Annotated in this window: 27 protein-coding genes; 3 read left to right on the forward strand and 24 right to left on the reverse strand. The window is 48.6% G+C overall.

From position 1 onward, the window contains the following. The 6 genes from sdaAA to HPY28_RS06135 all read right to left on the reverse strand — a co-directional run bounded on the left by sdaAA (position 1) and on the right by HPY28_RS06135 (position 5276). Positions 1-885, reverse strand: coding sequence for an L-serine ammonia-lyase, iron-sulfur-dependent, subunit alpha (gene sdaAA, locus HPY28_RS06110; protein ID WP_017249446.1), 885 nt, complete (start codon positions 883-885; stop codon positions 1-3). 38 nt (positions 886-923) lie between these two features. After that, entirely contained in the window at positions 924-1589 is a 666-nt protein-coding gene (sdaAB, locus tag HPY28_RS06115; RefSeq protein ID WP_069849455.1) for an L-serine ammonia-lyase, iron-sulfur-dependent subunit beta, read from the reverse strand. Positions 1590-1753: 164 nt separating this feature from the next. Next, complete coding sequence (locus tag HPY28_RS06120; RefSeq protein ID WP_371813440.1) at positions 1754-2206, reverse strand: hypothetical protein; 453 nt, start codon at positions 2204-2206, stop codon at positions 1754-1756. Positions 2207-2285: 79 nt separating this feature from the next. Continuing rightward, positions 2286-3143: a DegV family protein gene (locus tag HPY28_RS06125; protein ID WP_174230245.1), complete on the reverse strand. Its 858-nt coding sequence runs from the start codon at positions 3141-3143 to the stop codon at positions 2286-2288. Positions 3144-3190: 47 nt separating this feature from the next. Next, positions 3191-4897 (reverse strand): DAK2 domain-containing protein, encoded by a 1707-nt coding sequence (locus HPY28_RS06130; RefSeq protein WP_173622134.1) that lies wholly within the window; start codon positions 4895-4897, stop codon positions 3191-3193. A 13-nt stretch (positions 4898-4910) separates the two neighbouring features. After that, on the reverse strand, positions 4911-5276 hold the full coding sequence (locus tag HPY28_RS06135) for an Asp23/Gls24 family envelope stress response protein (RefSeq protein WP_007728362.1): 366 nt from the start codon (positions 5274-5276) through the stop codon (positions 4911-4913). A 248-nt stretch (positions 5277-5524) separates the two neighbouring features. Here HPY28_RS06135 and rpmB point away from each other — a divergent pair, with 248 nt between their 5' ends. Continuing rightward, the gene (gene rpmB / locus HPY28_RS06140) at positions 5525-5713 is read left to right on the forward strand and encodes a 50S ribosomal protein L28 (RefSeq protein WP_005831020.1); all 189 of its coding nucleotides are present in this window, start codon (positions 5525-5527) and stop codon (positions 5711-5713) included. 98 nt (positions 5714-5811) lie between these two features. Here rpmB and spoVM read toward each other — a convergent pair whose 3' ends face one another. The 6 genes from spoVM to HPY28_RS06170 form a co-directional block, all read right to left on the reverse strand. After that, positions 5812-5895, reverse strand: a complete 84-nt coding sequence (spoVM, locus tag HPY28_RS06145; protein ID WP_005831022.1) for a stage V sporulation protein SpoVM — start codon at positions 5893-5895, stop codon at positions 5812-5814. Positions 5896-5918: 23 nt separating this feature from the next. Beyond that, complete coding sequence (locus HPY28_RS06150; protein ID WP_007728365.1) at positions 5919-6092, reverse strand: hypothetical protein; 174 nt, start codon at positions 6090-6092, stop codon at positions 5919-5921. Positions 6093-6281: 189 nt separating this feature from the next. Beyond that, positions 6282-6842 carry an energy-coupled thiamine transporter ThiT gene (gene thiT, locus HPY28_RS06155; protein ID WP_017249451.1) on the reverse strand — a complete coding sequence of 187 codons (561 nt, stop codon included), beginning with the start codon at positions 6840-6842 and terminating at the stop codon, positions 6282-6284. A 128-nt stretch (positions 6843-6970) separates the two neighbouring features. After that, on the reverse strand, positions 6971-7693 hold the full coding sequence (locus HPY28_RS06160; protein WP_173622135.1) for an amino acid ABC transporter ATP-binding protein: 723 nt from the start codon (positions 7691-7693) through the stop codon (positions 6971-6973). After that, entirely contained in the window at positions 7686-8345 is a 660-nt protein-coding gene (locus HPY28_RS06165) for an amino acid ABC transporter permease (RefSeq protein WP_069849708.1), read from the reverse strand. Before HPY28_RS06165 ends, HPY28_RS06160 begins: the two co-directional genes overlap by 8 nt. 53 nt (positions 8346-8398) lie before the next feature. Continuing rightward, positions 8399-9205 (reverse strand): transporter substrate-binding domain-containing protein, encoded by an 807-nt coding sequence (locus tag HPY28_RS06170; RefSeq protein WP_017249454.1) that lies wholly within the window; start codon positions 9203-9205, stop codon positions 8399-8401. A gap of 243 nt (positions 9206-9448) precedes the next feature. On the opposite strand from HPY28_RS06170, the gene HPY28_RS06175 reads away from it, so the two are divergent. Together HPY28_RS06175 and HPY28_RS06180 are read left to right on the forward strand one after the other, a co-directional pair. After that, a complete protein-coding gene (locus HPY28_RS06175; protein ID WP_173622136.1) occupies positions 9449-10582 on the forward strand; it encodes a M20 family metallopeptidase in 1134 nt (377 codons plus the stop codon). A 128-nt stretch (positions 10583-10710) separates the two neighbouring features. Further along, a complete protein-coding gene (locus HPY28_RS06180; protein WP_017249456.1) occupies positions 10711-11133 on the forward strand; it encodes an RDD family protein in 423 nt (140 codons plus the stop codon). Positions 11134-11327: 194 nt separating this feature from the next. Here HPY28_RS06180 and HPY28_RS06185 read toward each other — a convergent pair whose 3' ends face one another. The 12 genes from HPY28_RS06185 to rpoZ form a co-directional block, all read right to left on the reverse strand. Beyond that, on the reverse strand, positions 11328-11792 hold the full coding sequence (locus HPY28_RS06185) for a protease complex subunit PrcB family protein (protein WP_017249457.1): 465 nt from the start codon (positions 11790-11792) through the stop codon (positions 11328-11330). 384 nt (positions 11793-12176) lie between these two features. Further along, positions 12177-12827 carry a ribulose-phosphate 3-epimerase gene (rpe, locus tag HPY28_RS06190; RefSeq protein ID WP_017249458.1) on the reverse strand — a complete coding sequence of 217 codons (651 nt, stop codon included), beginning with the start codon at positions 12825-12827 and terminating at the stop codon, positions 12177-12179. After that, positions 12821-13711: a ribosome small subunit-dependent GTPase A gene (gene rsgA, locus HPY28_RS06195; RefSeq protein ID WP_173622137.1), complete on the reverse strand. Its 891-nt coding sequence runs from the start codon at positions 13709-13711 to the stop codon at positions 12821-12823. Before rsgA ends, rpe begins: the two co-directional genes overlap by 7 nt. A gap of 18 nt (positions 13712-13729) precedes the next feature. Further along, the gene (gene pknB / locus HPY28_RS06200) at positions 13730-15715 is read right to left on the reverse strand and encodes a Stk1 family PASTA domain-containing Ser/Thr kinase (protein ID WP_173622138.1); all 1986 of its coding nucleotides are present in this window, start codon (positions 15713-15715) and stop codon (positions 13730-13732) included. Positions 15716-15720: 5 nt separating this feature from the next. Beyond that, positions 15721-16476 carry a Stp1/IreP family PP2C-type Ser/Thr phosphatase gene (locus HPY28_RS06205; RefSeq protein ID WP_069849479.1) on the reverse strand — a complete coding sequence of 252 codons (756 nt, stop codon included), beginning with the start codon at positions 16474-16476 and terminating at the stop codon, positions 15721-15723. A gap of 4 nt (positions 16477-16480) precedes the next feature. Then, positions 16481-17551, reverse strand: coding sequence for a dual-specificity RNA methyltransferase RlmN (gene rlmN, locus HPY28_RS06210; protein ID WP_017249462.1), 1071 nt, complete (start codon positions 17549-17551; stop codon positions 16481-16483). Between the two features lie 211 nt (positions 17552-17762). After that, positions 17763-19109 (reverse strand): 16S rRNA (cytosine(967)-C(5))-methyltransferase RsmB, encoded by a 1347-nt coding sequence (gene rsmB / locus HPY28_RS06215; protein WP_173622139.1) that lies wholly within the window; start codon positions 19107-19109, stop codon positions 17763-17765. A gap of 3 nt (positions 19110-19112) precedes the next feature. Further along, positions 19113-20063 (reverse strand): methionyl-tRNA formyltransferase, encoded by a 951-nt coding sequence (gene fmt, locus HPY28_RS06220; RefSeq protein ID WP_017249464.1) that lies wholly within the window; start codon positions 20061-20063, stop codon positions 19113-19115. Positions 20064-20067: 4 nt separating this feature from the next. Continuing rightward, positions 20068-20544: a peptide deformylase gene (gene def / locus HPY28_RS06225; RefSeq protein ID WP_007728382.1), complete on the reverse strand. Its 477-nt coding sequence runs from the start codon at positions 20542-20544 to the stop codon at positions 20068-20070. A gap of 16 nt (positions 20545-20560) precedes the next feature. Beyond that, positions 20561-22996 (reverse strand): primosomal protein N', encoded by a 2436-nt coding sequence (gene priA, locus HPY28_RS06230; protein ID WP_174224328.1) that lies wholly within the window; start codon positions 22994-22996, stop codon positions 20561-20563. Beyond that, a complete protein-coding gene (coaBC, locus tag HPY28_RS06235; RefSeq protein WP_017249467.1) occupies positions 22993-24240 on the reverse strand; it encodes a bifunctional phosphopantothenoylcysteine decarboxylase/phosphopantothenate--cysteine ligase CoaBC in 1248 nt (415 codons plus the stop codon). The genes priA and coaBC overlap by 4 nt, the downstream gene beginning before the upstream one ends. A gap of 75 nt (positions 24241-24315) precedes the next feature. Further along, a complete protein-coding gene (rpoZ, locus tag HPY28_RS06240; protein ID WP_016742004.1) occupies positions 24316-24522 on the reverse strand; it encodes a DNA-directed RNA polymerase subunit omega in 207 nt (68 codons plus the stop codon). Between the last annotated feature and the right edge of the window lies 1 nt (position 24523).

Here is a 24523-nt window from a genome sequence, read left to right on the forward strand (position 1 = left end):
TTACTTCTCCATCCGTACGCCGAACACTTTGGCTTCGATCATGCGGCCCGTTTGCGTGGCAGCAAGACCACCCTGTGCGGTTTCTTTCAGGGTAGTCGGCATGGCGCAACCGATTCGGTACATGGCATCGATGACTTCATCTGTCGGGATTACGCTCTTGATGCCTGCCATTGCCATATCTGCGGCTACCGTCGCAATCGCTGCTCCCATCGCATTTCGTTTGACACATGGTACTTCAACCAGTCCGGCTACGGGGTCACAGACCAGACCGAGCATATTTTTCAATGCGATCGCCACTGCTTGGGCAGATTCCTCAGGCGTACCGCCAGCCATTTCTACAATCGCCGCAGCAGCCATAGCCGTTGCAGAGCCCACCTCTGCCTGGCAACCACCTGCAGCACCCGAAATGAATGCGTTATTGGCAATGCAATACCCGATAGCGCCTGCTGTGAACAAATAATTGACCATATCCTCACGGGTCGGCTGCAGCTTGTCAGATACAGCAAACAACGTCCCTGGTACAATGCCGCATGCTCCTGCTGTCGGTGTTGCGACAATCGTACCCATTGCAGCATTTACTTCGTTAACCGCCACAGACATCGAAACGGCATTCAAAAGTGTGGGGCCAGACAAAAACGTCTTGGTCTCCATATATGTTTGCAGCTTCTTCGCATCGCCGCCCGTCAACCCGCTATGCGAGCGAATATCTTCAGTAAGCCCGCGACGCACTGCTTTTTCCATCACATCGAGGTTGGCGTACATATCTTGCATAATGGCATCCCGACTGCGCTGGGAAACTTCCATTTCTGCTTCAATCATCACCTGGGAGATTTTCTTCCCCTGGGATTCGGCCAGCTCAACTAGTTCAGCCACATTACGAAACATCTGGTTGTTCACTCCTCTAATCCTGCTCGTCCTTTTGCTTAGTTCAATGCGAGCAGGGATACGTCAAAGATATGGGGGATTTGACGGATTTCCTCCAGGACTTCCGGGGAGATCGTCGAATCCGTTTCGATTGCCATCAAAGCACGCGAACCGCGTGTGTGTCGAGACACTTCCATGAGCCCCACATTAATGTTGTGCTGGGTCAGCACCTTTGCCACAGCCGCAATCATCCCAAAGCGATCCTCATGCAAGACCAAGAGCGTCGGTGTATCGAAGCCCAACTGAAAGGAAAACCCGTTCAATTCCAACACTTCGATCTTCCCGCCACCAATGGAAACACCAACGAGTTCAATCTGACGCTCATCATCAGACAGCTTGATCCGCGCCGTGTTCGGGTGCTCTGTCAAAACCTCAGAAGTGGACAACTCCACTTCCATGCCAGCTTTTTCTGCAATCACCAACGAATTTTTCAGACGCAAATCCGACGTGTCAAAGTCAAGAATTCCTGCAACGGTCGCCACATCAGAACCATGTCCTTGATACGTCTTTGCAAATGAGCCGTAAAACACAATTTCTGCTCGCAAAGGCATTCTGCCAAACAGCTTGCGAGCCACACGACCGATACGAGCTGCACCCGCCGTATGGGAGCTAGATGGCCCAACCATAATTGGACCGATAATATCAAATACGCTTTTGTACTTCAACCGGTTCTCCTCCTGAATCACAAGGGGTTCAACAAGATTCCCTCTCATTGTATCCTACAGCCTTTGAAAGCGCTACAGAGGAAACTGTACGTAAAGCAATCATAACCGATTTATGCTGACAACATGCGGTCAAATCAGGCTATATGAAAAAACTCCCTCTGAAATTATTTCTTTTGAAGTGAAATTAGGAATACCTTTACGGGATCTAGTTCTCGATCGAAATCTACAAATCCATCATGATACGAAAAATGAAGAAACTCGTTAATGATTGGTTCAAGCTCATCAATGATTTCAATCTTTCCGCTAAAGGGGAGTCTTTCATGAACCTGAGAGATAAGATTAAATTTTAGTCGCGAAGCCTGCCAATCGAACCAAACATATAACAGCATTCCATGATCACTATTTGATTTTAAAATTTGCTGTTTTCTATTCTCTATTACTTTATGGAAAAAGTTCATAAAATCAGAAACTGTGAACTGACTAGCTAACTGCTTACTTAAAGAAATAGACCACATATTAGCAGAAATTTCTTTGTTCAAATCATCTTTATGACCGCCAATAAATAGAGAGTCATACACAATATCCTCCAGCTCGATAAGGAAATCATCCTTATTCACCAGAACCTCCCCCTTGTATTTCACGTATAAAAAAGAAGCCCCCTACCTCAGGGAAGCTCCTCTCCATACGATATATCCCTTACTTATCTTTTACCATGACGATCCCAAGTAGACCTGGACCTGTATGCGTACCGATCACGGGACCAATCTGTTCCAACCAAGAGTCCGTTACCGAAAACTCTTGCTTGAGTCGCTCCAAGAGCTCAGCCGCTTGATCTGGAACACTACTGTGCAGCACAGCGATTTTCACAGGCTCGCCTTTCGCGTACTCTTGCAAAGCTTCAAATACGCGATTCAGAGCTTTCTTCGTCCCTCGTACCTTGTCAAAAGCAGACACGTACCCAGCAGTATCCAGCGTCAAAATCGGCTTGATATTCAAAAGCGAACCGATGACAGCAGATGCTCTGCCAATCCGACCGCCTTTTTGCAGGAACTCCAGTGTATCCACAATAAAGTATACCTGCACCTCATCCAAATAACGATCAATCTGTTCCAGAATTTGCTCTTTGTTGTTGCCTGCTTGTGCGGCTTTGGCAGCCTCCACACAGATCATTCCATGAACAAACGAAGCTTTGCGAGAATCGATCACCGTAATGTCTATATTTTCATCCAACATCGACTTGGCGATCATCGCTGATTGATACGTACCCGATAAGGAACCCGATAAGAGTATGGCAATGATTTGCACGTCCTTGCCATAGTTCTCATAGATCGCTTTGTATGCTTCGGCAAATTCAAGCGGAGACGGCTGCGAGGTCGTCGGCATCACGCTCGATTGCTTCAGCTTATCGAAAAACTCCGAAGACGAGATAGTGACTGCGTCCACATACGTTTCCGCCCCAAACATGATTTTCAACGGGACGGCCACGATCCCCAATGACTGCCTCACAGACGCATCGATATCAGACGCGCTGTCGGTAAGAATCACAATTGGCATTCTCGATCGCTCCTCTCCCTATTCATTCGTGTTCAAAAGGTTGGCTTTTACTCGACAGAAAAAATGAATGGATACAACGGTTGACCGCCTGCCTGGATCTCTACTTCCACATCCGCGTACGCATCAGACAAAGCTTTTTCTAAAGCATGAGCCTGGTCTTCTGTCGCATCTTCTCCTAAGAATATCGTAATGATTTCGGAGTCTTCATCCACCATTCCCAAGAGCAGCGTCGTTGCGCAAGCTAGCAAGTCGGGGCCTGCTGTGACGATTTCTTTCTCAGCCATGCCGATAAAATCGCCTTCTTTGATTTGTACCTCACCCATTTGCGTGTCGCGAACCGCGTGCGTCACCATACCTGTTTTCACCTGGGCAATTGCCTTGGTCATCGCTTGCACGTTCGTTTCCGGTTCAACATCTGTACGGAAGCTGACCAGTGCTGCTAATCCCTGCGGAATGCTCTTCGTCGGTATGACAGATACAGGAACTTCAGCAAGCTCGGATGCCTGCTGTGCTGCCATGATGATATTGCTGTTGTTTGGCAGGATGATGATGTGCTGGGCATTCAGTCCTGCGATGGCCTTCATGAAGTCCTCTGTGCTCGGGTTCATCGTTTGACCGCCCTCTACTACCACATGCACACCCATGCTGCGCAAAATTGTAGCGATTCCCTCACCAGCAGCTACCGCGATCAATCCGTATGGAAGCAACTCTGTAGCAGGTTTAGCAACTGTTTCTGGCTTCGCCTGTCCTTTGTTCTCTTCCGCTTTTAGAATGTTCGCATGCTGCTCGCGCATGTTTTCTATCTTCAGTCGATGCAGGCTGCCGAATTGCTGAGCGTATTGCAATACGCTGCCCGGATGCTCTGCATGAATATGTACCTTGACGACTTCATCATCAGAGACGACCAGTAGTGAATCACCCATCGTATCCAGGTGGTTGCGGAACAGCGCTTCTGAGAACGACTTTTTGTTCGGCTCGGTGCTATGCGCGACATGAACCATAAACTCCGTACAGTACCCGTACGTGATGTCTTCTGTTTTCATGTGGATTTGTGCATTATGCTGATCAGAAATGAGCTTGTCCAGCTCTTCCTGACCGATTCTAGGTAACGAACGCTCACGATCGGCGGATAGCTCTTCCCCGCGCAATGCTCGCAAAAACCCTTCATAAATAAACAAGAGACCTTGTCCACCAGAGTCGACTACGCCCACTTCTTTTAGAACAGGTAGCATTTCCGGCGTACGCAACAGCGTAGCTTGCGCCTGCTCGTATGTTTTTTCCATGACAGAGATAATATCATCTGACGTGCGCGCTGCACGCACAGCCATCTCCGCCGCTTCACGGGCAACAGTCAAAATCGTGCCTTCTACCGGCTTCATCACTGCCTGATACGCAGAGTCAACACCAGCTTTCAAGGCATCGGCAAACTGACGGGCGTTAACCTCATCTTTTCCATTGACTGATTTGCTGAAGCCGCGGAATAACTGGGACAAAATCACGCCGGAGTTACCGCGCGCGCCCATTAACAGACCTTTTGCCAAAGCAGTTGCCGATTCAGTGATTCGGGGGGATTCTTTTCGAGTCAGCTCCTCCACACCGGAAGAGAAAGTCAAATTCATGTTTGTCCCCGTATCGCCATCCGGCACAGGAAAGACGTTTAATCCATCCACTACTCTGACGTTGTCGGATAAAAGGTTCGCCCCCAGGTAAACCATCCGGCTAAACAGCACGCCATCTAGACGCGTATGTACCAACTGATGTTCCTCCTTACATATCCCTGTCTGTACGAACTCCCTGCACAAAAATATTAACAGCAGTCACATCGATGCCTACTGTTTGCTCCAAGGTATATCGAACACGGCGTTGAACGTTGCCTGCCACCTCAGAAATTTTTACGCCATAGCTGACGATAATGTGCATGTCCAATACTACTTCGCCATTTGTGTTATGAACGACGACACCTTTGCTCAGGTTGTCTCTTCCTAACAGTTCAGCGATTCCATCTTTCAACGCTTTGCGAGAAGCCATGCCCACAAGTCCAAAAACTTCCATGGCCGCGCCGCCAGCGATCCGTGCGATCACGTCTTCTGTAACATCGATCTTTCCTAGCGATGTATTCATTTCCACTGTCATGCAAGGACTCCTCCTCTGTTAAACAGCTTGACCGTCATAGGTAAGCGTAACCATGCTTCCTTACAATTCTACACTAACACAAAAGAGAAATGAAGCGTTTTGTCGATCCTATCAACCCTACGAGAAAGACTAGGTAATTCATGTTGTCAAGTATTGCAATTGACAGCAATGTTGTGCTAATATAGTCGAGTATTTGTATTTCCCACAAAGGAAATCCCGTTTATATGTAACAAGGGAGGTGGATTGTAATGGCACGTCGTTGCTTTGTAACAGGTAAATCTGCTAAAGCTGGAAACGCTCGCTCCCACTCCATGCGCGCAACTCGCCGCACTTGGGGTGTCAACGTACAAAAAGTGCGCATTCTCGTAAATGGAAAACCGAAGCGCGTTTATGTAAGTACTCGAGCACTGAAATCCGGTCTCGTAACTCGCGTATAGTTGATTTCAGCTATGCGAAAAAAAGCACCCTCGAGGTGCTTTTTTGCATTTCTCCCGTTTCTCCACTCTTCTCCCTAAGGAGGCTCGGGGCCGAAAGTTCATTTTTTCTTGTTGAACGCCTCGATGATGCCCCGAATCATGCCACCCAGGAACTTCGGCAACTTGATGGTGTAAAACCGCATGCTACCCCTCCTCACCGAAATTACTACACACGATACAAATACACGCCGGCCCCTATGAGTGCTAATGCCAATAGGCTATACCAAACCCACGGAGGTGCCCAATACAGGAAAATGGTGATTCCCCCGACAGCCAACGCAACCCCGAGAACACGTCGCAAGGCGCCCCCCTGTCGCAGGCGATAGGAGCGCAATCCCATTTCGCGTAAGCACCTCCTTTAGGTGTTCTCAAAAACGTGCATATTACATCATATTCTGCTGTCGGATAAACATGTATCCTGCCACCTGAAAAAAGTAGATGTCTAAGAAGTAAAAAATCAGGCAACGGAACTCGCTGCCTGATTACATTATGTGGATAGTTTGTACTTGATACCGATTTTTCCTGTTTCTTATGCGACTCGATCGCGTGCGGGGAACAGCAGCTGCGATGCGCTGCTAAGCACAACTGTCAAGACGACTCCCGCGATAATCATTTCTGGCAGCAGATACGTGATGTTATAAATGAGGGAATATTGCCAGACTGGTACACCTTCTGGCGCGTAGCTGCCAAACCAAATAATACCCGATAGAAAATGGCAGACAAATCGTCCAATCACGCCAATGAACAAGCCGCTCCACAGAACCATGATTCGTTGCTTCGTTCCTTCGTAGCCAGACAGGCGAACAAACCCAGCGAGACCCAGCGCTCCAAAAGCAAGCGGATAATCCAGCAACAGCTGAACTGGATGGACAACTGTACTGCCCAAGAGCAATTGAAGAAATCCGACAACAAGCCCTGTAATGACACCAGCAGCGAGTCCACGGCGAACAGCGATCAATGCGATTGGCACCATCACCAAAGATACAGAGCCGCCCTGTGGCATTTCGAAAACCTTGATCTGACTAAACACAATTGCAAGAGCCGCCATCATCGCCATTTCCAACAAAATGACCAACCGTTGACGATCCAAAATAGTCACTCCTCAAAATAGAATAAACAAAAAATTTTTTACACTGATAATGTTTCTGATTCTAGCCCAAGTCTATGCGCGTGTCAAAGAAAAAAGCCGCTGCCTCATCGGCACTGCGGCTAGTTGTATTACCGAACCTTCTCCAAAAACTGCTGGGCGCGTTCACTTCTTGGCTTTTGGAAAAACTCTTCTGGTGGCGTATCCTCCAAGAGACGACCATCATCGAGGAACAAAATACGATCTGACACCTCTTCGGCAAAGCGCATTTCATGCGTAACGATTGCCATCGTCATTCCGCTATCAGCCAGCCCTTTCATAACCTCCAAAACCTCCTTGACCATCTCTGGGTCGAGGGCAGAGGTCGGCTCGTCAAACAGCATGATTTGAGGCTCCATCACAAGTGAACGGGCAATGGCTACACGCTGCTTCTGACCGCCTGACAAGCGTGATGGAAAGACATCCGCTTTGTCCGCCAGCCCTACACGCGCCAATAGCTCTCTCGCCTTTGTTTCCGCCTCAGCCGCAGACATACCTTTTACTTTCATCGGAGCATAGGTCAAGTTTTTCAATACCGTCATATGCGGAAACAGGTGAAAATGCTGGAAAACCATCCCGATTTGCTGACGAATACCCATCACGTCAGCTTTTGGAGCCGTGATTTCCTGCCCGTTGATCGTAATTGTACCCGTCGTTGGCGTCTCCATCAGGTTGATGCAACGAAGTAGTGTTGACTTCCCCGATCCAGATGGACCGATGATGGCGACAACCTCCCCTTTACCGATGTTCGTCGTGATGCCCTTCAATACATTTAGTTGTCCAAACGACTTCGTAATGTTATCGATCTTAATCACTGAGTCTCATCCTCCGTTCCAGTACGCGAGCTACCCAAGTCAGGATCATAACCATGACATAGTACAGGATACCGGCGATCATGTATGGCTCAAAATAGCGGAAGATGGTGCCTTTGACCACATTCGCGTTCTGCATGATGTCTGCAAGACCAATCGTGGAAACGAGTGCAGATTCCTTCAAGAGCGCAATCGTTTCATTGACGAGTGCAGGCAAGATATTTTTGACAGCCTGCGGCAAAATAATATCTAGCATCATCCGGTGATAAGGTACACCAAGCGCTTTGGCCGCTTCCCACTGCCCTTTATCCACCGCCAATATTCCACCACGAATCGTCTCAGAAATGTATGCACCTGAGTTTAGTGTAAATGTTAGCACTGCTGCTTCCAGTTGCGAAATGTTGTAGCCAGTAAGCTGTGGCGTTGCAAAATAAACAAAGGTAAGCTGCAAAATCAAAGGCGTCCCGCGGAAAACAGAAGTATAAACAACCGCGAGCCAGTTTAGCACTTTCACATTCGAAATTTTAATAAGTGCGAGGATGGAGCCCCAGAAAAATCCCAATACAACCGAAATCAAAGTAACAAGTAGCGTGCCCTTTATCCCTTCCAATATGAAAGGAATATAGGGCACGATTTGTGCAAAATCCAAATTCATGCCCATTCTCCCCTCTTGCTGCTTATACAGTTATTCTTCGTTGCCTGGAGAGATTATTGGCCGAACCATTTTTGAATCAGCTTGTCCATTTCTCCGTTGTCTTGCATCTTTTTAATGACTTCATTAAATTTCTCTACGTGCGGCGAGCCTTTTGGGAACGCAACAGCGGAGCCATTCTGTTCATTTTCTTCCAATGTGGTGAATTGCAGAGAGTCATTGTTTTCCACGAAGCCTTTCGCTACCGTGTCCTCGATAATGGCAGCATCTACGCGGCCCGCTTTTACTTCTTCAACAATCTCAGGCAGCTTGTTCAGTGAAGTGATCTGCAAGCCGGAAACAGTCTTTGCAATCTCCTTTGCTGCCCCTTCCTGAATAGAACCGAGCTGTACCGCTACTTTTTTGCCAGCCAATTGCTCAGGCTTGGTCAAATTGCTGTCTTTCTTTGCTACGATCGTATTTTTCGCATCGTAATAGATGGTAGAGAAATCAGCGTTCTTCGCGCGCTCAGGCGTTGCTGTCATGCCAGCCATAACGAAGTCCGCGCGATTCGTTTGCAGTGCCGGAATAAGCCCGTCAAAGTTCATGTCATTGATTTGCAGTTCGTAGCCAAGCTCTTTTGCAATGTATTTCGCGATATCGATGTCAAAGCCGACAATCTCATCTTTTCCGCTGCTCAGATCGTGATATTCATACGGCTTATAGTCAGCCGAAGTAGCCATGACCAATGTTTTCTTGTCGCCAGCAGAAGGCGCAGGTGCTTGTCCTGTTGCTGTTTGATTGCCTGTACCGCATCCAGCGATCACGACTGCCGCAAGCATTGAAGTAAGTGCCAGAGAAATAAATGATTTTGTTTTCTTCATGATGAACCCCCGTTGTTATGATTTTTACGCATAAAGCAGTCTATTCGTAGCATTAATTTGCATGAAAACTTATATTTATGCATCACAATGATTATTTTACTCATAATCTAAACAATTTCAATCATTTTTTACTTACATTTTAAACACGGAATATACAGAATTTTATACGCAAATCTTTATTTTAGTGGCAGAAAAGCAAACAAGGCTTTATAGTGCTAGTAAAAGGAATTACAGGAGGCTGACATGGAGAAAAATTGGACGTCCTATTTTCGGCAGCAGCTCCCAGAAATTATCGAGGAACTGCGTACATATGTAGAGATGGAAACACCCACCCATAACAAGCAAGCTGTCGATCAATTAGGCAGTCTGATTGCGGAGCGCTTTCGCCAATTGGGGTGTCGGGTAGAGAGCTTGCCACAAGAGCAATACGGAAATCAGCTGCGAATGGAGTATGGAGATGGCGACGAACAAATCCTCATTCTCGGTCACTTCGATACCGTAAAAGAAATTGGTACATTAGCCGTTGAGCCTTGTCGCGAGGAAAATGGCCGACTCTATGGGCCTGGTACATACGACATGAAGGCGGGGATCGTTTTTAGCTATTTCGCCCTGCGCGCCATGATGGAACACAATCTTTCGCCCAAAAATAAGCTCGTCTTTTTTTGGAACACCGACGAAGAGATTGGCAGTGTTTCCTCCGAAATGCTTATTAGAGAGGAAGCAAAAAGAAGTAAATATGCATTGGTACTGGAGCCTGCCGCTGGAGATGGCTCTTTGAAAACAAGCCGCAAAGGCGGCGGAGACTTCCTTTTAAAAGTCACAGGCCGTGCTGCACATGCAGGCAATGATCACGCCAAGGGGATCAATGCGATCGCTGAACTGGCTCACCACGTCCTCGATATTCAATCGTTTACGAATTATGAGGCGGGCACTACCTTGTCTGTTGGTACCATTACAGGGGGAAGTGCATCGAACGTCGTACCTGACTTTGCCATGACAGAAATTGATGTGCGTATCCAAAGCCGTGAGGAAAGCGAGCGTATTACCCGATTGATGAGTCAACTGACCCCTGTCCATCCGGAAGCCAAGCTGTTCGTGGAAGGCGGTATCACCAAGCCTCCTATGGAACGAACTGCCGGTACCGAGCAACTGTTCTTGCATGCGCAGGAACAAGCGCGTCTGGAAGGCTTTGAATTGACGGAGCAAGGTGTCGGCGGAACAAGCGATGGAAACTTCGCCGCTGATGCAGGCACACCAACGCTTGACGGTTTGGGACCTGTTGGTGATGGAGCCCACGCCTCCCACGAGCATATCGTCATTGATGCCATTCCTGGCAGGATTGCCGTAATGCTTCGGATGTTTTTAACCTTGTCATAATAAATTTACAGGTGTATAATCTTATGGAAAATTAAGGCTCCGTCTCGTTAACGACGGAGCCTTATCTGCACTATTTTCGAATGGGCAGTCATATATATTCCTATTCGAATAACAAGGAGAGGGAAAACATGGAATCAATCACCACATCGCCAAGCAATCCCGTAGGATTTTGGCGTCGGCTCGGTGCCGGACTGCTAGATGCAATCATTATCGGACTACCGCTACTACTGATCACCTATATCATTACAGGCAGTACAGAAGACAATATTGTTACCAATCTCATCTCCTCGCTGTACAGCCTCCTCGTGCCTGTATTTTGGCATGGCTATACGGTGGGCAAACGAATTGCCGGGATTCGCATCGCCCGAATCGATGGAGAGCCTGTAGGAATCGGAACCATGCTGTTACGCAACCTCGTCGGAGGAATCGTGTATGTCATTACACTCGGTCTTGGTATAATCGTCAGCGCCATCATGGTTGGTGTTCGTCAGGATAAACGCTCGATCCATGATTTGATCGCCGGTACGTATGTAACATCGAATCAGCCTTAATTTTCCACTCATCCGAAATAGAATAGCAACTCTGCGACGAGCCCCTTAGAATCGTCATTGGAAAAACCACCTGGTTACCCGATGAAATCTAAGGGGGAATTTTTATAAGATTGGCACCCAAAACAGCATGTCTCGACTAAAAAAAGGCCGGATGATTATATCCGGCCTTTTTCCATTTCTATCCATCAAGCAGTTTATCGGAACAATACCTTATCTGTCGTTGCATCCATAAACACCATTGTTGTGTATGGCGGCAGGCTTGCCCGCACAATGATATAAGGTGTGTGCACCGCTGGCATTGTAATATCTTCTGGAGTAGGATTGGTCAGCTCTACATAAACCGTGAGCATTTCCCATCCTTGCTGAGTTCCAACAACCTTCAAACTATAACCAGAGGTAGGCATTTCACCACGGGAGACCACATACAGGTCGCCTTGACGATGTACACCCTTTTTCGATTTTACTTTTCCTACGAATGCTCGTTCAGCCGCTGACAATCTACCTTCTTTTTCAATAGACAATTTTTTCGTTTGCACGTCTACTTGAGAAGTCGAGATCGGCCCCGAATGCTTTTGTTCAGCATGCACGGCAGTTTGTGAAAATGGCAGAATGGAGAGAATGGTTAGAACCGCTACACTGTTTTTCCATAACGATTTCATACATGATCAACTCCTGATTTTTTTAGAGGGCGAGAAACACTTCTTGATACTGGCCAGTATCTCTCAGATAGGAAATTTTTACCACTATCTGGATAATTTGATTTAATCATTATATTTATTAAAAAGCAATATTTTCCAAAATGTTTTATTTTTGTTAATTAACCTTTACCAGTTATCACCTATAATCCTTATAGGAGTAAGAATAATTCGATTTTATTCTATTTGTAGTATGAACTATAATTATACTTTTATTTTTATTATTAATTGATTTATCAGGTAATTAATTACAATATTCAGATGATTACAAACCGCATAAACAAGAGAAAACAAAAAAAAGCTGACGCCGATTGCCTATCGTCGTCAGCTTACAGCTACGTGTTATTCTTACTGTCCACGAATCGCAGCGATCGCTTGAGCGCGATCTGCCTGATTGAATACCGCGCTGCCTGCAACGAGGACAGTCGCTCCTGCTTCCTCGCACAAACGCGCTGTTTGTGCATTGACACCACCATCGATTTCGATTTCCACATGCCCCAAGCCACGCTCGTTCAGCATTTGACGCAACTGGGCAACCTTTGGCACAACGCTGTGAATGAATTTTTGTCCACCAAAACCAGGGTTCACCGTCATGAGGAGAACCATATCCAAATCAGCAAGGACTGGCTCGATCGTGGAAATCGGTGTAGCCGGGTTCAATACCACTCCTGCTTTTACACCTTGCTCCTTGATCAAGTGCAGCGTGCGATGCAAATGACGGCATGCTTCCTGATGAACAGTAATCCAGTCTGCTCCACTTTTCGCGAATTGCGGAATGTAGCGATCTGGTTCCTCAATCATCAAGTGCACATCGAGAGGCAGCTTGGTCACTGGGCGAATCGCCTCCACAATCAGAGGGCCGATCGTAATGTTTGGAACGAAGTGTCCATCCATTACATCCACGTGAATCCAGTCCGCTCCTCCCTTCTCGACATCGAGAATTTCTTCACCCAGACGGGCAAAATCAGCAGATAGGATAGAAGGTGCGATTTTTACCATGGTTTGTTCCTCCGTTGGTATTCTTTTAGCTCTTCGCGGAATTGTTTGTAGTGTTCGTAGCGCTGTTTACTGATCTCACCAGCCTCCAGTGCGGCCTGCACGGCACAAGCTGGCTCGCTTACGTGAAGACAGCCACGGAACTTGCATTCCGAGCTGCGATCGGCAAAGTCCCGGAAGGATTCCGCCAGATCTAGCTCGGAGAAATCGATAAATTCCAGTGAACTGAAGCCCGGTGTGTCTGCCACATAGCCGCCGCCCGCAAGTGGAATCAGCTCGACATGACGCGTTGTATGCTTTCCGCGTCCGAGCTTTTGGCTGACATCTCCTGTCTGCAGGCTGACACCCGGAAACAGCATGTTGATCAGGGAGGATTTGCCTACACCTGACTGACCTGCAAAAACCGAAATACGGTCCCGCAAAACCTCAAGCACTTCCTCCACACCGCGTTGATCCGCTGTTGAGGTCGGAATCACGCGATACCCGATCGCTTCATACTTCTCCACGATTTCGGTTACCTCTTCTTCCGACACTTGATCGGCTTTGGATAGCACAATCACAGAATCAATCCCTGCACGCTCCGTGTGCGTTAGGAACTTGTCCAACAGCAACGGACTGAACATCGGCTTGTACATCGAAAAGACGAGTACCGCCTGATCCACATTGGAAACGGGCGGACGAACCAACTCATTCGTCCGTTCGCCCACCTCCATGATATAGCCTTCTTCCTCATTGATCGCATCGTAGACGACCCAATCCCCAACCAGTGGATTTACTTTTGCATCTTTTTTCTTGAAGAGCCCTCGTGCACGGCAACTGTAGATTCGCCCTTCGTCGGCTACATAATAGAAACCGCTGAGCGCTTTCACAATCCGTCCTTCTGGCATTCATGTCCCTCCACTACACTATGGCAAGCTGTTATACGAAACTGGAATTGTCTGGTATTCAATGAAGCCTTGATCAGTCGATCGTTTCACAAAGACCTTGACTACCGAGTCCTTCTGTGGCGCCAAGACAATTGGTACATCGTACTCTTTACTTTCGGTGATCGTTTCCGTGAGCGGAGCTTTTGCCTCTCCACGAGCATCTGTCACTTCAATCTTCACTTCCAGTGTTTCACCAGGCACAACCTCTACATAAACCGGAACGTTTGCCAGCTTAGCGTCCTGCGGATATTGGCCATTGCTGACCTCAAGCGGAACCGCTACTTCCTTTTGCACATCCATTCCCGGATCGTAAGGGTGAGTGCTGAGAACAATACCTGGTTTGTCCGTCGTATAAGTAGGCACTTTGGTGATTTCCCCAACAGTCAGTCCTTTTTTGTACAATTCTACTTGTGCAGCTTCTACTGATAAATTCCGCACATCCGGCATTTTCACGAAGGCTTTTCCTTTACTGATCGTGACCGTCACATTCGTTTTAGTAGGGAACACTTTTTCATTTGCGGCTGGAGTCTGCTTGATAACCGTCCCTACCTCAGCCTTGTCGTCCTCTTCCTCTACGAAAGTGACATTCTCCAGTTTAAAACCATTGCTTTTCAATGCTTCTTCTGCGGTTGCTCGCGGCAGCGTAACCAGATTTGGCATGTTAATCTCTTGTTGTCCTTTGCTTACATACAAAGTTACAACGGAATTTTCCTTTAACCGCATGGGAGGTGCAGGGTCTTGGCGTATCACCATTCCCTTTTCTATCGTATCATTGGCTTCTTCCACGATACGGGCAACCAGTTTGGCATCCTGAATCTTCTTCTCAGCGAGCGTTACTTCGATCCCTTCCACATGAGGTACCTGTGCCTCTGGAACGGACGGGAACAGATTCAACAGTAAGTTAAATCCGAAGAATGCCAGTACGAAAAACAGTCCGATACCACCTACCCACAACAGAGCTTTGACCCACCATTGTTTCTTGGCTGGTTTGGCATCCTCTTCTTCCGTACGCTGCTCATAGCGGCTACGCCCCGCTCCTCCGGTTTTGCCATTGGTATGGCCTTCGAGCATGTCAGGTGTGATGATCGGCACCACACGCGTCATCTCTTCATCCACCGGGAACGTCAGCTTTTCTTCGTTTAATCGCTCTGGGAACAGGCAGGTCTCCAAATCTTCTAGCATTTCACTCGCGGACGCGTATCTGAGAAATGGATCCTTTACCAGCGCCTTCAAAATGACATTTTCTACACTCTGCGGGATAGCCGGATTGACTTGGCGCGGCTCTGGAAGCGGCTCCTGCAAATGCTTGAGCGCCACTGATATAGGCGAATCACCGGAAAACGGCAGTTCACCCGTCACCATTTCGTACAAGACGATCCCCAGCGAGTAAATATCGGATTTTTCCCCGGTAATCCCGCCGCGCGCCTGCTCTGGCGAAAAATAATGGACAGAGCCAAGCATCGCATTCGTATGCGTAATCGTTGCTGAAGTAACGGCTCTCGCAATCCCGAAGTCCGTAACCTTCACCCGACCATTTTTTCCAATCATAATGTTATGCGGCTTGATATCTCGATGAATGATCTGGTTTTGATGCGCATGATCGAGTGCATCGCAAATTTGCTCGGCGATCCGCACTGCCTCTTCTACCGGCAGCGCACCACGTTGAATGATGACCTCTTTCAACGTGTAGCCTTCTATGTACTCCATCACCATGTAATGGGTATCGCCTTCCTGACCGACATCATACACCCCAACCACATTGGGGTGAGATAAGCTCGCCACCGCCTGCGCTTCACGTCGGAAACGATTGACGAAATCTTCGTCCGTACCAAACTGTGAACGCAGCACTTTAACTGCCACTGGACGATTCAATATTAAATCTTTGGCCTTGTATACAATGGCCATACCGCCCCCACCGACGCGGGACTCTATTTGGTATCGTCCTCCCAGTCGTTGACCTTCCATCTCTCTCACCCCTCTTCCTGACCGGCATCAAGCGTATTTCGTACGGCAACCAGCGTTATGTTGTCTTCCCCACCAGCATCCAGTGCTTCTTGCACCAAACCGTCCACCTTCGCTTGTAACGATATCTGTTTCTGCAAATTTTCTTCTAAGGAAGGATGACTGACCTTGTTGCTCAGTCCATCTGAGCAAATCAAGACGATATCACCCTCTGACCATTCAAACTGCCCAAGATCAATGAGCACATCCGGTTCAGTCCCGACCGAACGCATAATGACGTTGCGATGAGGGTGGACAGACGCCTCCTCGGCTGTAATCTGTCCACTTTTCAACAGCTCATTTACAAGGGAATGGTCTTCTGTCTTCATGACCAGACCGTCTTGGTTGTAAAAATACAGACGGCTGTCGCCAATATGCGCAGTAATCACGGAGGATTGGTCGAACAAAGCAGCAACCACGGTTGTACCCATGCCACTGCACTCCGGATGTTCAATCGCATATTCATAGACTTCTTTATTCGCAAGCAGGATGGCGTTCATCAATTGCTCACGCACATCCTCTGCTTCGAGGTCCCCTTCTAGGTGACGCAGTTCTTTTACTATTCGCTCAACAGCAAGGCGACTGGCGATATCACCAGCCTGATGGCCACCCATACCATCTGCTACAATGGCGAGCACGCGTCCGTTTAAATCGGTCACACAGGCATAATAGTCCTCGTTAACCTGACGAACGCGGCCAACATGGGATTTCATCGCGATTTCCATGGCATCACCCCACGGTTTCTTTAGCGTGTTGTGCCCTCAATTGTCCGCATGCAGCAGCAATGTCACTGCCTTGCTCGCGTCTGATGGTCACATTGATTCCTTTTTCCTCTAAAATGCGTTTGAACTGAAAAATCTCATTGCGTGGCGTGCGCACATAATCACGCTCTGGTACGTAGTTCACCGGGATCAGATTCACGTGGCAAAGCATGTCGCCAATGAGTTCGGCCAGCTCCTCTGCATGCTCAGGCTGATCATTTTTCCCGCCGAACAGACCATACTCAAAACTGATACGACGCCCTGTCTTGTTAATGTAATGGTGGCATGCTTCCATCAGCGTAGCAAGCGGGAAGCCGCGGTTGATCGGCATCAGCTGGCTTCTCAGCTCCGTGTTTGGAGCGTGCAGGGAAATCGCCAGGTTCACTTGTCCGCCTTGTTCAGCAAACTCGTAAATCTTCGGCACAATTCCACTGGTGGAAACTGTAATGTGACGAGCACCGATATTCAGTCCACGGTTATCGTTGATTACAGACAAGAACGCCATCAAGCTCTCGAAGTTCTCGAAAGGCTCCCCGATCCCCATGACGACAACGTGACTGACACGCTCACCTTCCGCATCCAATCTGCGTTGTGCCGTCAATACTTGAGAGACGATTTCACCTGCATCCAGGTTACGCTTTAGTCCACCTAATGTAGATGCACAAAACGTACATCCGATACGGCAGCCCACCTGTGTCGTAACACAAATGCTGTTTCCGTAGTTATGACGCATAATCACCGTCTCAATCGCATGTCCATCGACAAGCTGGAACAAAAACTTGATCGTTCCATCCTGCGATTCTTGATGCGTGATTTCCTTGAGCGGACCCATGCGGAATGTATCAGCCAGCTTTTCGCGCAGCTCCTTGGACAAATTGCTCATCTCTTCAAAAGAAGTGACACGCTTTACATATAACCAGTCAAAAATTTGTTGCGCACGAAATGCTTTGTCGCCGGCACTAACCAGCCATTCCTTCATTTCATCTTGCGTCAAACTGTAAATAAGCGGCTTTGCGCCAGTAAATGTCGTTAACGGCATTCTATCTCCACATCCTCAAAATCATTGCTTGCCTAAATCCATTCTATCATTGTACCTCGTGGGGCGTCTCGCTTCAAACGGTTTTGACATCCAGATTCATAAATGCATCGCTTTTCCTAGTGTAAACCAATCTGAGCGCTCGCAAACAAAGGCAAAGGAGTGGCATTTTCCACCTGTTGGTGCGCCACCCCTTGTTTGTACGTCCGTTTCCTTATCCTCTTCGTTTCAATCGTGCGATAAAGAATCCATCACTCTCGAAATGGTGAGGCAAAATTTGTACGCAGGCTCCGGTTTCATCGACATGCCCTCTGACAACCTCAGGCAGGTCTTGTGCCAGTGTATCATCAAATACGAAATCAGGGTGTTCTTCGACAAAGCGGCGAACAATCTCCTGGTTTTCTGCTGGCTCGATCGTACATGTGCTGTAAACCATGACACCACCCTGAGCAAGCATCGGTGCCAACGTCTTGAGCAGTTCGTACTGTAACTGAGCAATCGCACGGACATCTTCAGGCGTTTTGTTCCATTTCAGATCTGGCTTCCGACGAATCACGCCAAATCCGGTACACGGCGCATCCAGCAGGATTCGATCGAAAGTTCCCAGCTCTTTTTCAGGTAGGTCCAGCGCATCACTAACGATTGGCTCGATGATTGTAATCCCGAGTCTTTTCGCTGCACTCGCAATCAGATCGCGTTTGTGCGGATGCACATCACTCGCAATGATTTGCCCGCTGTTTTCCATCATTTCTGCTATGTGCGTTGTTTTTCCACCAGGAGCCGCGCAAGCATCCAGTACACGCATGCCTGGTTGTGCAGCAAGAGCTGGTGCTACGAGCATGGAGCTCTCATCCTGAATCGTGAAGTAGCCTTCCTTGAACAAGCGAGAGCCTGCTGCATGTCCGCCTTCCATCAAAATAGCATGAGGACTGACAGACGATGTTTGGCCTTCCAGCCCTTCTTCCGCCAGCTTGTCCAGCACTTGATCCTTCGTCGTTTTCCATGCATTGACCCGGATAGAGCTATGCGGCGTTCTGTTGTTGGCTTCGCAAATCGCAATCGTCGTCTCTTCTCCATAGACCGTAAGCCACTGACGCACAAGCCATTCTGGATGAGAATAGGCTACGGCGATTTGCAAAGCACGGTCGCCTTTTGGCTGACGCTCCCACACATCCGGCTGGCGCAATACATTGCGCAAGACACCGTTGACCATCGAAGCAATCCCTTGGTGACCGCGTTTCTTGGCGATTTCAACCGCCTGGTGTACGGCAGCGCGCTCAGGAATACGGTCCAAAAAGTGAATTTGATATAAGCTGAGACGCAACAAATTACGAACCCAAGTCTGTACCTTTTTATTCCCGACAAAATGAGACAGGACATGATCCAGCGTCATCTTTCGCTGAATGGTACCGTACACAAGCTCCGTCACCAGCCCTGCATCTGCTGCACTGAGATTTTCACGATCCAAGACATTGCGCAGCTCAAGATTACTGTAGGACTTATGTTCTTCTACCCTGTTCAAAACATCGAGGGCGATATCGCGAGCTCCCTTTTTTGCCACGGACTATTCTCCTACCTTTGTGCCGATTTCAATGTTGCTGCCCGCTCCACGCAAAAAGTCGAGTGCACTCATACGTTTTTTGCCTTCTGGCTGCAATTCGGTTATTTTCACTGCACCGCTACCGCAAGCGACCACGATACCGTCTTCCTCACGGGCGATGATCGTTCCCGGCTCTTTGCCTTCGCCCGACGCAAGCATTTTTTCTACCCACCACAACTTCCAAATCTTGCCTTCGCATGTAGTAAATGCGACCGGCCACGGATTCAAGCCGCGGACTTGGTTGTAAATCTGTTCTGCAGAACGGCTCCAGTCAATTTTTTCGTCTGTACGCTTAATATTCGGGGCAAAAGTCGCTGCCGAATGATCCTGTTGCTCTGCTACGAGCTCACCAGCCAACAGGCGTGGAACGGTAGCCAGCAACAGTTCAGAGCCTGCCGCAGCCAATTTGTCAAACATGGTCCCCACGGTATCGCGCTCCTCAATCGGAACGACTACCTTGGACAGCATATCCCCTGCATCGAGAGCTTCCACCATGTACATGATGGTCACGCCTGTTTCCGCTTCTCCCTCGACAATTGATTTATGAATGGGGGCACCCCCACGATATTTCGGCAAAAGAGAAGCGTGCACATTGATGCAGCCATATTTCGGTGCATCAAGCAATTTCTTCGGCAAAATCTGTCCATACGCCGCGGTAATGATCAGATCAGGCTCGAGCGCTAACACTTCATCCAAGGCTTCTTCTGCCTTGATTTTCTCCGGTTGCAATACCAAAAGTCCATGACGCAAAGCCGCCTCCTTCACGGGGGGCGGCGTCAATACTTGCTTGCGTCCAACGGGACGATCGGATTTTGTTACGACTCCAACCACGTTGTAGCCTGCTTCGAGTACAGCCGTAAGACTCGATACAGCAAAGTCAGGAGTACCCATAAACAGGATGCGAGCATCTTTCAAATGGTTATTCCCCTTCCTGGTTCGGGTTTACTTTGTACACCTTGTCAGCTACATCGATAAAGAGGACACCATTCAAATGATCGATCTCGTGTTGAGCGCAACGGGACAACAGGTCGTCTGCCTCGAGCTCAACCACATTCCCGTTACGATCATGACCGCGCAGTTTGATCCACTTGTGGCGGCGAACGTCTCCTTGCAGGCCAGGAATGCTCAGGCAGCCTTCTGGATAATCGTATTGCTCACCTTCATGCTCAACGATTTCCGGATTGATCATTTCAATCAGTCCATCACCGCAATCCATTACGATGACACGCTTGGAGATGCCCACTTGTGGAGCAGCCAAGCCTACACCGTCTGCATCGTACATCGTATCTGCCATATCATCAAGCAGCTTGTGCAAGTTGGAATTAAATTTGGTTACAACCATTGCCTTTTCACGCAAAATCGGATCTGGATGTTTTACAATTGTGCGAATCGCCATGTGTTTCATATCCTCCCTAAAGCAGTACGTAAGGGTCGACGTCAATCGTCATCAATACTTTCTGCTGTTTGTTCCATTCTTCAAACGCAGCCGTCGCCTGAGCGAGCAGGTCTGACAGTTGCGGTTCATCACGATATTTTAGCATGATCTGAAAACGAAATCTATCCTTCACCCTCGCAATGGGCGAAGCGACTGGGCCCAAGAGGACCGTTGTCTGTGCCAAACGCTGCCGCAAATAGTCAGCCATTGTATGCGCACCACGGATAACAACAGGTACATCCTCGTGGCTAAACGTAATTAATACGAGACGGAAATACGGCGGGTAGCCTGTTCGTCTGCGCTGCATCATTTCATCCTGATAAAATGCGGGATAATCATGCTTGGTCGCATGGACAATGCTGTAGTGTTCTGGCGTATACGTCTGAATCAATACTTCTCCGTCCAGTTCATGCCGTCCTGCCCGTCCACCTACCTGCGTCAGGAGCTGAAATGTCTTTTCCGCCGCACGGAAGTCAGGCAGATGCAAGGAAGTATCCGCTGCAATGATTCCCGCTAGCGTCACTCGTGGAAAATCAAGGCCCTTGGCAATCATCTGGGTACCGAGTAAAACGTCGCCTTGACCCGCGCGGAATTTGTTTAGCAGCTCTTCATGAGAGCCTTTACGCGAGGTCGTATCCACGTCCATGCGGATGACCCGGATTCCAGGGAAAAGTTTGGCCAGCTCCGCTTCCACCTTTTGTGTTCCGGTACCAAAAAAGCGTATATGCTCACTCTGACACTCCGGACAATGCTTAGGCTGTGCGATGGTATATCCACAGTAATGGCAACGTGCCGTATGATTCGTTTTATGATAAGTAAGCGAGATGTCGCAATGAATGCAGCGCATCGTATAGCCACAGGATCGACACATGACAAAGGTAGAGAAGCCTCTTCGGTTAAGGAAAATGACCATCTGTTCTTCTTTTGCCAATCGATCTGCAATCATCTCATGCAGCTTCCGGCTGAACATCGAACGATTCTGGGACTGAAGCTCCTCTCGCATATCCACGACATGTACCTGCGGCATCGGACGGTTCCCGACGCGCTCTGGCATGCGCAACAGCTCGTAGCGGCCTCGGGTAGCCAGTGCATACGTCTCCAAGGCAGGAGTCGCGCTTCCCATGACGAGTACACCCTGATTCTCTTTCGCTCGCCACAGGGCTACTTCCCGTGCATGATAGCGAGGGGTCTCTTCTTGCTTATACGAGCTCTCATGCTCTTCATCAATCACAATCAAACCAACATTCCGAAACGGAGCAAAGATGGCAGATCGTGCACCTACCACCACTTTGACCTGTTTACGAATGATCTTGCGCCACTCGTCATAGCGCTCTCCTTGTGACAACGCACTGTGCAAAACAGCTACGTCTGCACCAAAACGGGCCTTGAAGCGCTCCACCATTTGCGGAGTCAGTGAAATTTCCGGAACGAGAAAGATCGCCTCGCGCCCTTTTTCCAACGTACTTTCGATCGCTTCGAGATACACTTCTGTCTTCCCGCTTCCGGTAACACCGTGCAGTAAGTAAGAAGCATACGTCCCCGAATCAATCGATTGCAAGATAGGTGTCAGTGCCGCTTCCTGCACCGAGGTAAAGACAGGCTTTTGCTTTTCCTGGAAACGTCGATTGGCGTACGGGTCCCGGTAAACCTCCACTTGCTCGATCGCGATCCAGCCTTTTGATTCCAGGCTTTTTAGCGGAGAACGCGTTATTCCGTATTCATCCCGCAGCATTTGTACAGACAAGGACTGCTCCTTGTGCATGAGCATCAGTTGAAGGACACGGCGCATCTGCTCCGCCCGCGCTGGCAACGAACTTATCGCTTCCTCCAGCTTACCCTCATCCAATAAACTCCGGACAAATGATTGCTGCTTGCGGGTAATTTTGTCCCTTACTTGATATTCGGTAGCAAGCAGACCACTCTGTATCCAACCCGGAACGAGCAAATACTCCTCCGCAAATTGTTTCTCTACTTCTGCTAGCGGTAGTTGCCGTTTGCGGAACAATTCCCACAGAAGCCCCGATCTCCCGCATGCCTCTTCGTCCAATGCGTCTGTCGCCGTCAGCCACTTCTCCGACTTCCCTTTGAGCACAGCAGGAAGCATCGCCTGTACAGCCGTTACCCACGGACACAAGTATTGCTTGGACATCCATTCGCTCATCTTTAACAGCTCTGGCGTAAGAGGAGGAGTATCGTCTTGTACCTGCACGACATCTTTTAGTCGCGAACGATCTGGTATGGCTTCGTCGTCCTCGACGATCCCAATGACATAGCCTTGCAGTTGACGGGGACCAAATGGGACAACCACACGGCTACCAATGCGAATCAGTGGACGCAACCAAGGCGGAACATGGTAATCAAAAGGTCGATTCGTTCGATTGACCGGAACGTCCACGATAATTTGAGCAATCATGACAGGTCTCGAAGCGGTTTATGTTCTTGTACTGCAAGGACAGCATCAAACAACTTGTCTGCCACAGCCCGCTTGCTCAATTTATCCAATGCCAGTTGCTCTCCGCCACGGGTTAGCAAGGTCACGATATTCGTATCGCTCCCCATACCTGCACCCTCGAGCAATACGTTATTGGCTACGATCATATCGAGATTTTTTCGCTCCAGCTTGGACTGGGCATGCTGCAACACATTTTGGGTTTCTGCTGCAAAGCCCACGACGAATTGCTTCGTTTTCCGATCACCAATGGTCTTTAAAATATCGGGTGCTTTCTCCAGCTCCAGTTCGAGTGGACCATCACCCTTTTTCATCTTATGTTCAGATACATGCTTTGGTCGATAATCGGACACTGCTGCTGATTTGACGACGATGTCACAGTGAGGCAACTGCTCCATGACGGCATCAAACATTTCTTGTACCGATTCCACCGCGATGAATTCCACTCCATCAGGAGGTGCCAAGGAAGTCGGCCCACTGATCAGTGTGACCTTCGCCCCTCTGTCTCGTGCCGCTTCCGCGATAGCGTAGCCCATTTTGCCTGAAGCATGATTGGTTATGTAACGAACTGGATCAATTTTTTCACGGGTCGGTCCAGCTGTGATCAGTACATGCTTGTCCTGCAAATCTTTTTCTCGGATCATTTGTCTAGTCTCATCGGAAGCAAACCATTGACGAACAGCTTCGACGATTTCCTCTGGCTCCGCCAAACGTCCTTTGCCAATCCATCCACATGCCAAGAGCCCGACACCCGGTTCAACAAACCGATAACCATAGGCCGTCAGCTTATCCATATTTGCGATAACTGCAGGGTGATTGTACATATTGACATTCATGGCAGGCGCGACCATGACAGGCGCTTTCGTAGCCAGTACAGTCGTCGTCAGCATATCATCCGCTATGCCATTCGCCATTTTGCCAATCACGTTTGCCGTTGCTGGCGCGATCAATACGAGATCAGCTCGATCAGCCAGTTCAATATGGCTAATCACATGCGGGTCTGGCTCTGTAAATGTATCCGTATAAACAGGTAGGTGAGACAAGGCTTGAAACGTTAAAGGCTGAATAAACTGTAAGGCACCCTCTGTCAAAATGACATGCACCAATGCACCTGCCTGTGTCAGCTTGCTGGTCAATGCAGCAGCCTTGTAAGCAGCGATGCCGCCCGATACCCCAAGAACAATTCGTTTTCCTGCAAGCGAATGCATCTGCACTCTCTCCCTTCTCCCCTATCCGAAATCCGAAAAAAACAACCTCGTGAGGTTGTTTTTAAAGGTGACTGCTTATTTGCGACCGTCCAAAAACTCGTGAACGAGCTCGTCGGAGATGAACTCTTCCAGTGCCAAACCTACAAACTTTTTGGATTTTGGTCTCACCACTTGAATTTCGCTGTTTTCGCGAAGCTGACGCGCACGCTTGGATGCTACTGTCACCAGGATGTACTTGCTCTCTGCTTTTTCGGTCAATTCGTCAATAGATGGATACAACATA

Origin of the sequence: Brevibacillus sp. HB1.2 (assembly GCF_013332495.1) — a bacterium.
Classification (GTDB): Bacteria; Bacillota; Bacilli; order Brevibacillales; family Brevibacillaceae; genus Brevibacillus; species Brevibacillus porteri.

Bases quoted from the DNA above. Each gene is read 5' to 3' on its own strand.
- sdaAA (WP_017249446.1), bottom strand. From the start codon at position 885: ATGTTTCGTAATGTGGCTGAACTAGTTGAGCTGGCCGAATCCCAGGGG.
- HPY28_RS06125 (WP_174230245.1), bottom strand. From the start codon at position 3,143: ATGCCAATTGTGATTCTTACCGACAGCGCGTCTGATATCGATGCGTCT.
- HPY28_RS06135 (WP_007728362.1), bottom strand. From the start codon at position 5,276: ATGACAGTGGAAATGAATACATCGCTAGGAAAGATCGATGTTACAGAA.
- rpmB (WP_005831020.1), top strand. From the start codon at position 5,525: ATGGCACGTCGTTGCTTTGTAACAGGTAAATCTGCTAAAGCTGGAAAC.
- spoVM (WP_005831022.1), bottom strand. From the start codon at position 5,895: ATGCGGTTTTACACCATCAAGTTGCCGAAGTTCCTGGGTGGCATGATT.
- HPY28_RS06150 (WP_007728365.1), bottom strand. From the start codon at position 6,092: ATGGGATTGCGCTCCTATCGCCTGCGACAGGGGGGCGCCTTGCGACGT.
- HPY28_RS06165 (WP_069849708.1), bottom strand. From the start codon at position 8,345: ATGAATTTGGATTTTGCACAAATCGTGCCCTATATTCCTTTCATATTG.
- HPY28_RS06170 (WP_017249454.1), bottom strand. From the start codon at position 9,205: ATGAAGAAAACAAAATCATTTATTTCTCTGGCACTTACTTCAATGCTT.
- HPY28_RS06175 (WP_173622136.1), top strand. From the start codon at position 9,449: ATGGAGAAAAATTGGACGTCCTATTTTCGGCAGCAGCTCCCAGAAATT.
- HPY28_RS06180 (WP_017249456.1), top strand. From the start codon at position 10,711: ATGGAATCAATCACCACATCGCCAAGCAATCCCGTAGGATTTTGGCGT.
- HPY28_RS06185 (WP_017249457.1), bottom strand. From the start codon at position 11,792: ATGAAATCGTTATGGAAAAACAGTGTAGCGGTTCTAACCATTCTCTCC.
- rpe (WP_017249458.1), bottom strand. From the start codon at position 12,827: ATGGTAAAAATCGCACCTTCTATCCTATCTGCTGATTTTGCCCGTCTG.
- rsgA (WP_173622137.1), bottom strand. From the start codon at position 13,711: ATGCCAGAAGGACGGATTGTGAAAGCGCTCAGCGGTTTCTATTATGTA.
- pknB (WP_173622138.1), bottom strand. From the start codon at position 15,715: ATGGAAGGTCAACGACTGGGAGGACGATACCAAATAGAGTCCCGCGTC.
- HPY28_RS06205 (WP_069849479.1), bottom strand. From the start codon at position 16,476: ATGGAAATCGCGATGAAATCCCATGTTGGCCGCGTTCGTCAGGTTAAC.
- rlmN (WP_017249462.1), bottom strand. From the start codon at position 17,551: ATGCCGTTAACGACATTTACTGGCGCAAAGCCGCTTATTTACAGTTTG.
- def (WP_007728382.1), bottom strand. From the start codon at position 20,544: ATGGCGATTCGCACAATTGTAAAACATCCAGATCCGATTTTGCGTGAA.
- priA (WP_174224328.1), bottom strand. From the start codon at position 22,996: ATGATTGCTCAAATTATCGTGGACGTTCCGGTCAATCGAACGAATCGA.
- coaBC (WP_017249467.1), bottom strand. From the start codon at position 24,240: ATGCATTCGCTTGCAGGAAAACGAATTGTTCTTGGGGTATCGGGCGGC.
- rpoZ (WP_016742004.1), bottom strand. From the start codon at position 24,522: ATGTTGTATCCATCTATTGACGAATTGACCGAAAAAGCAGAGAGCAAG.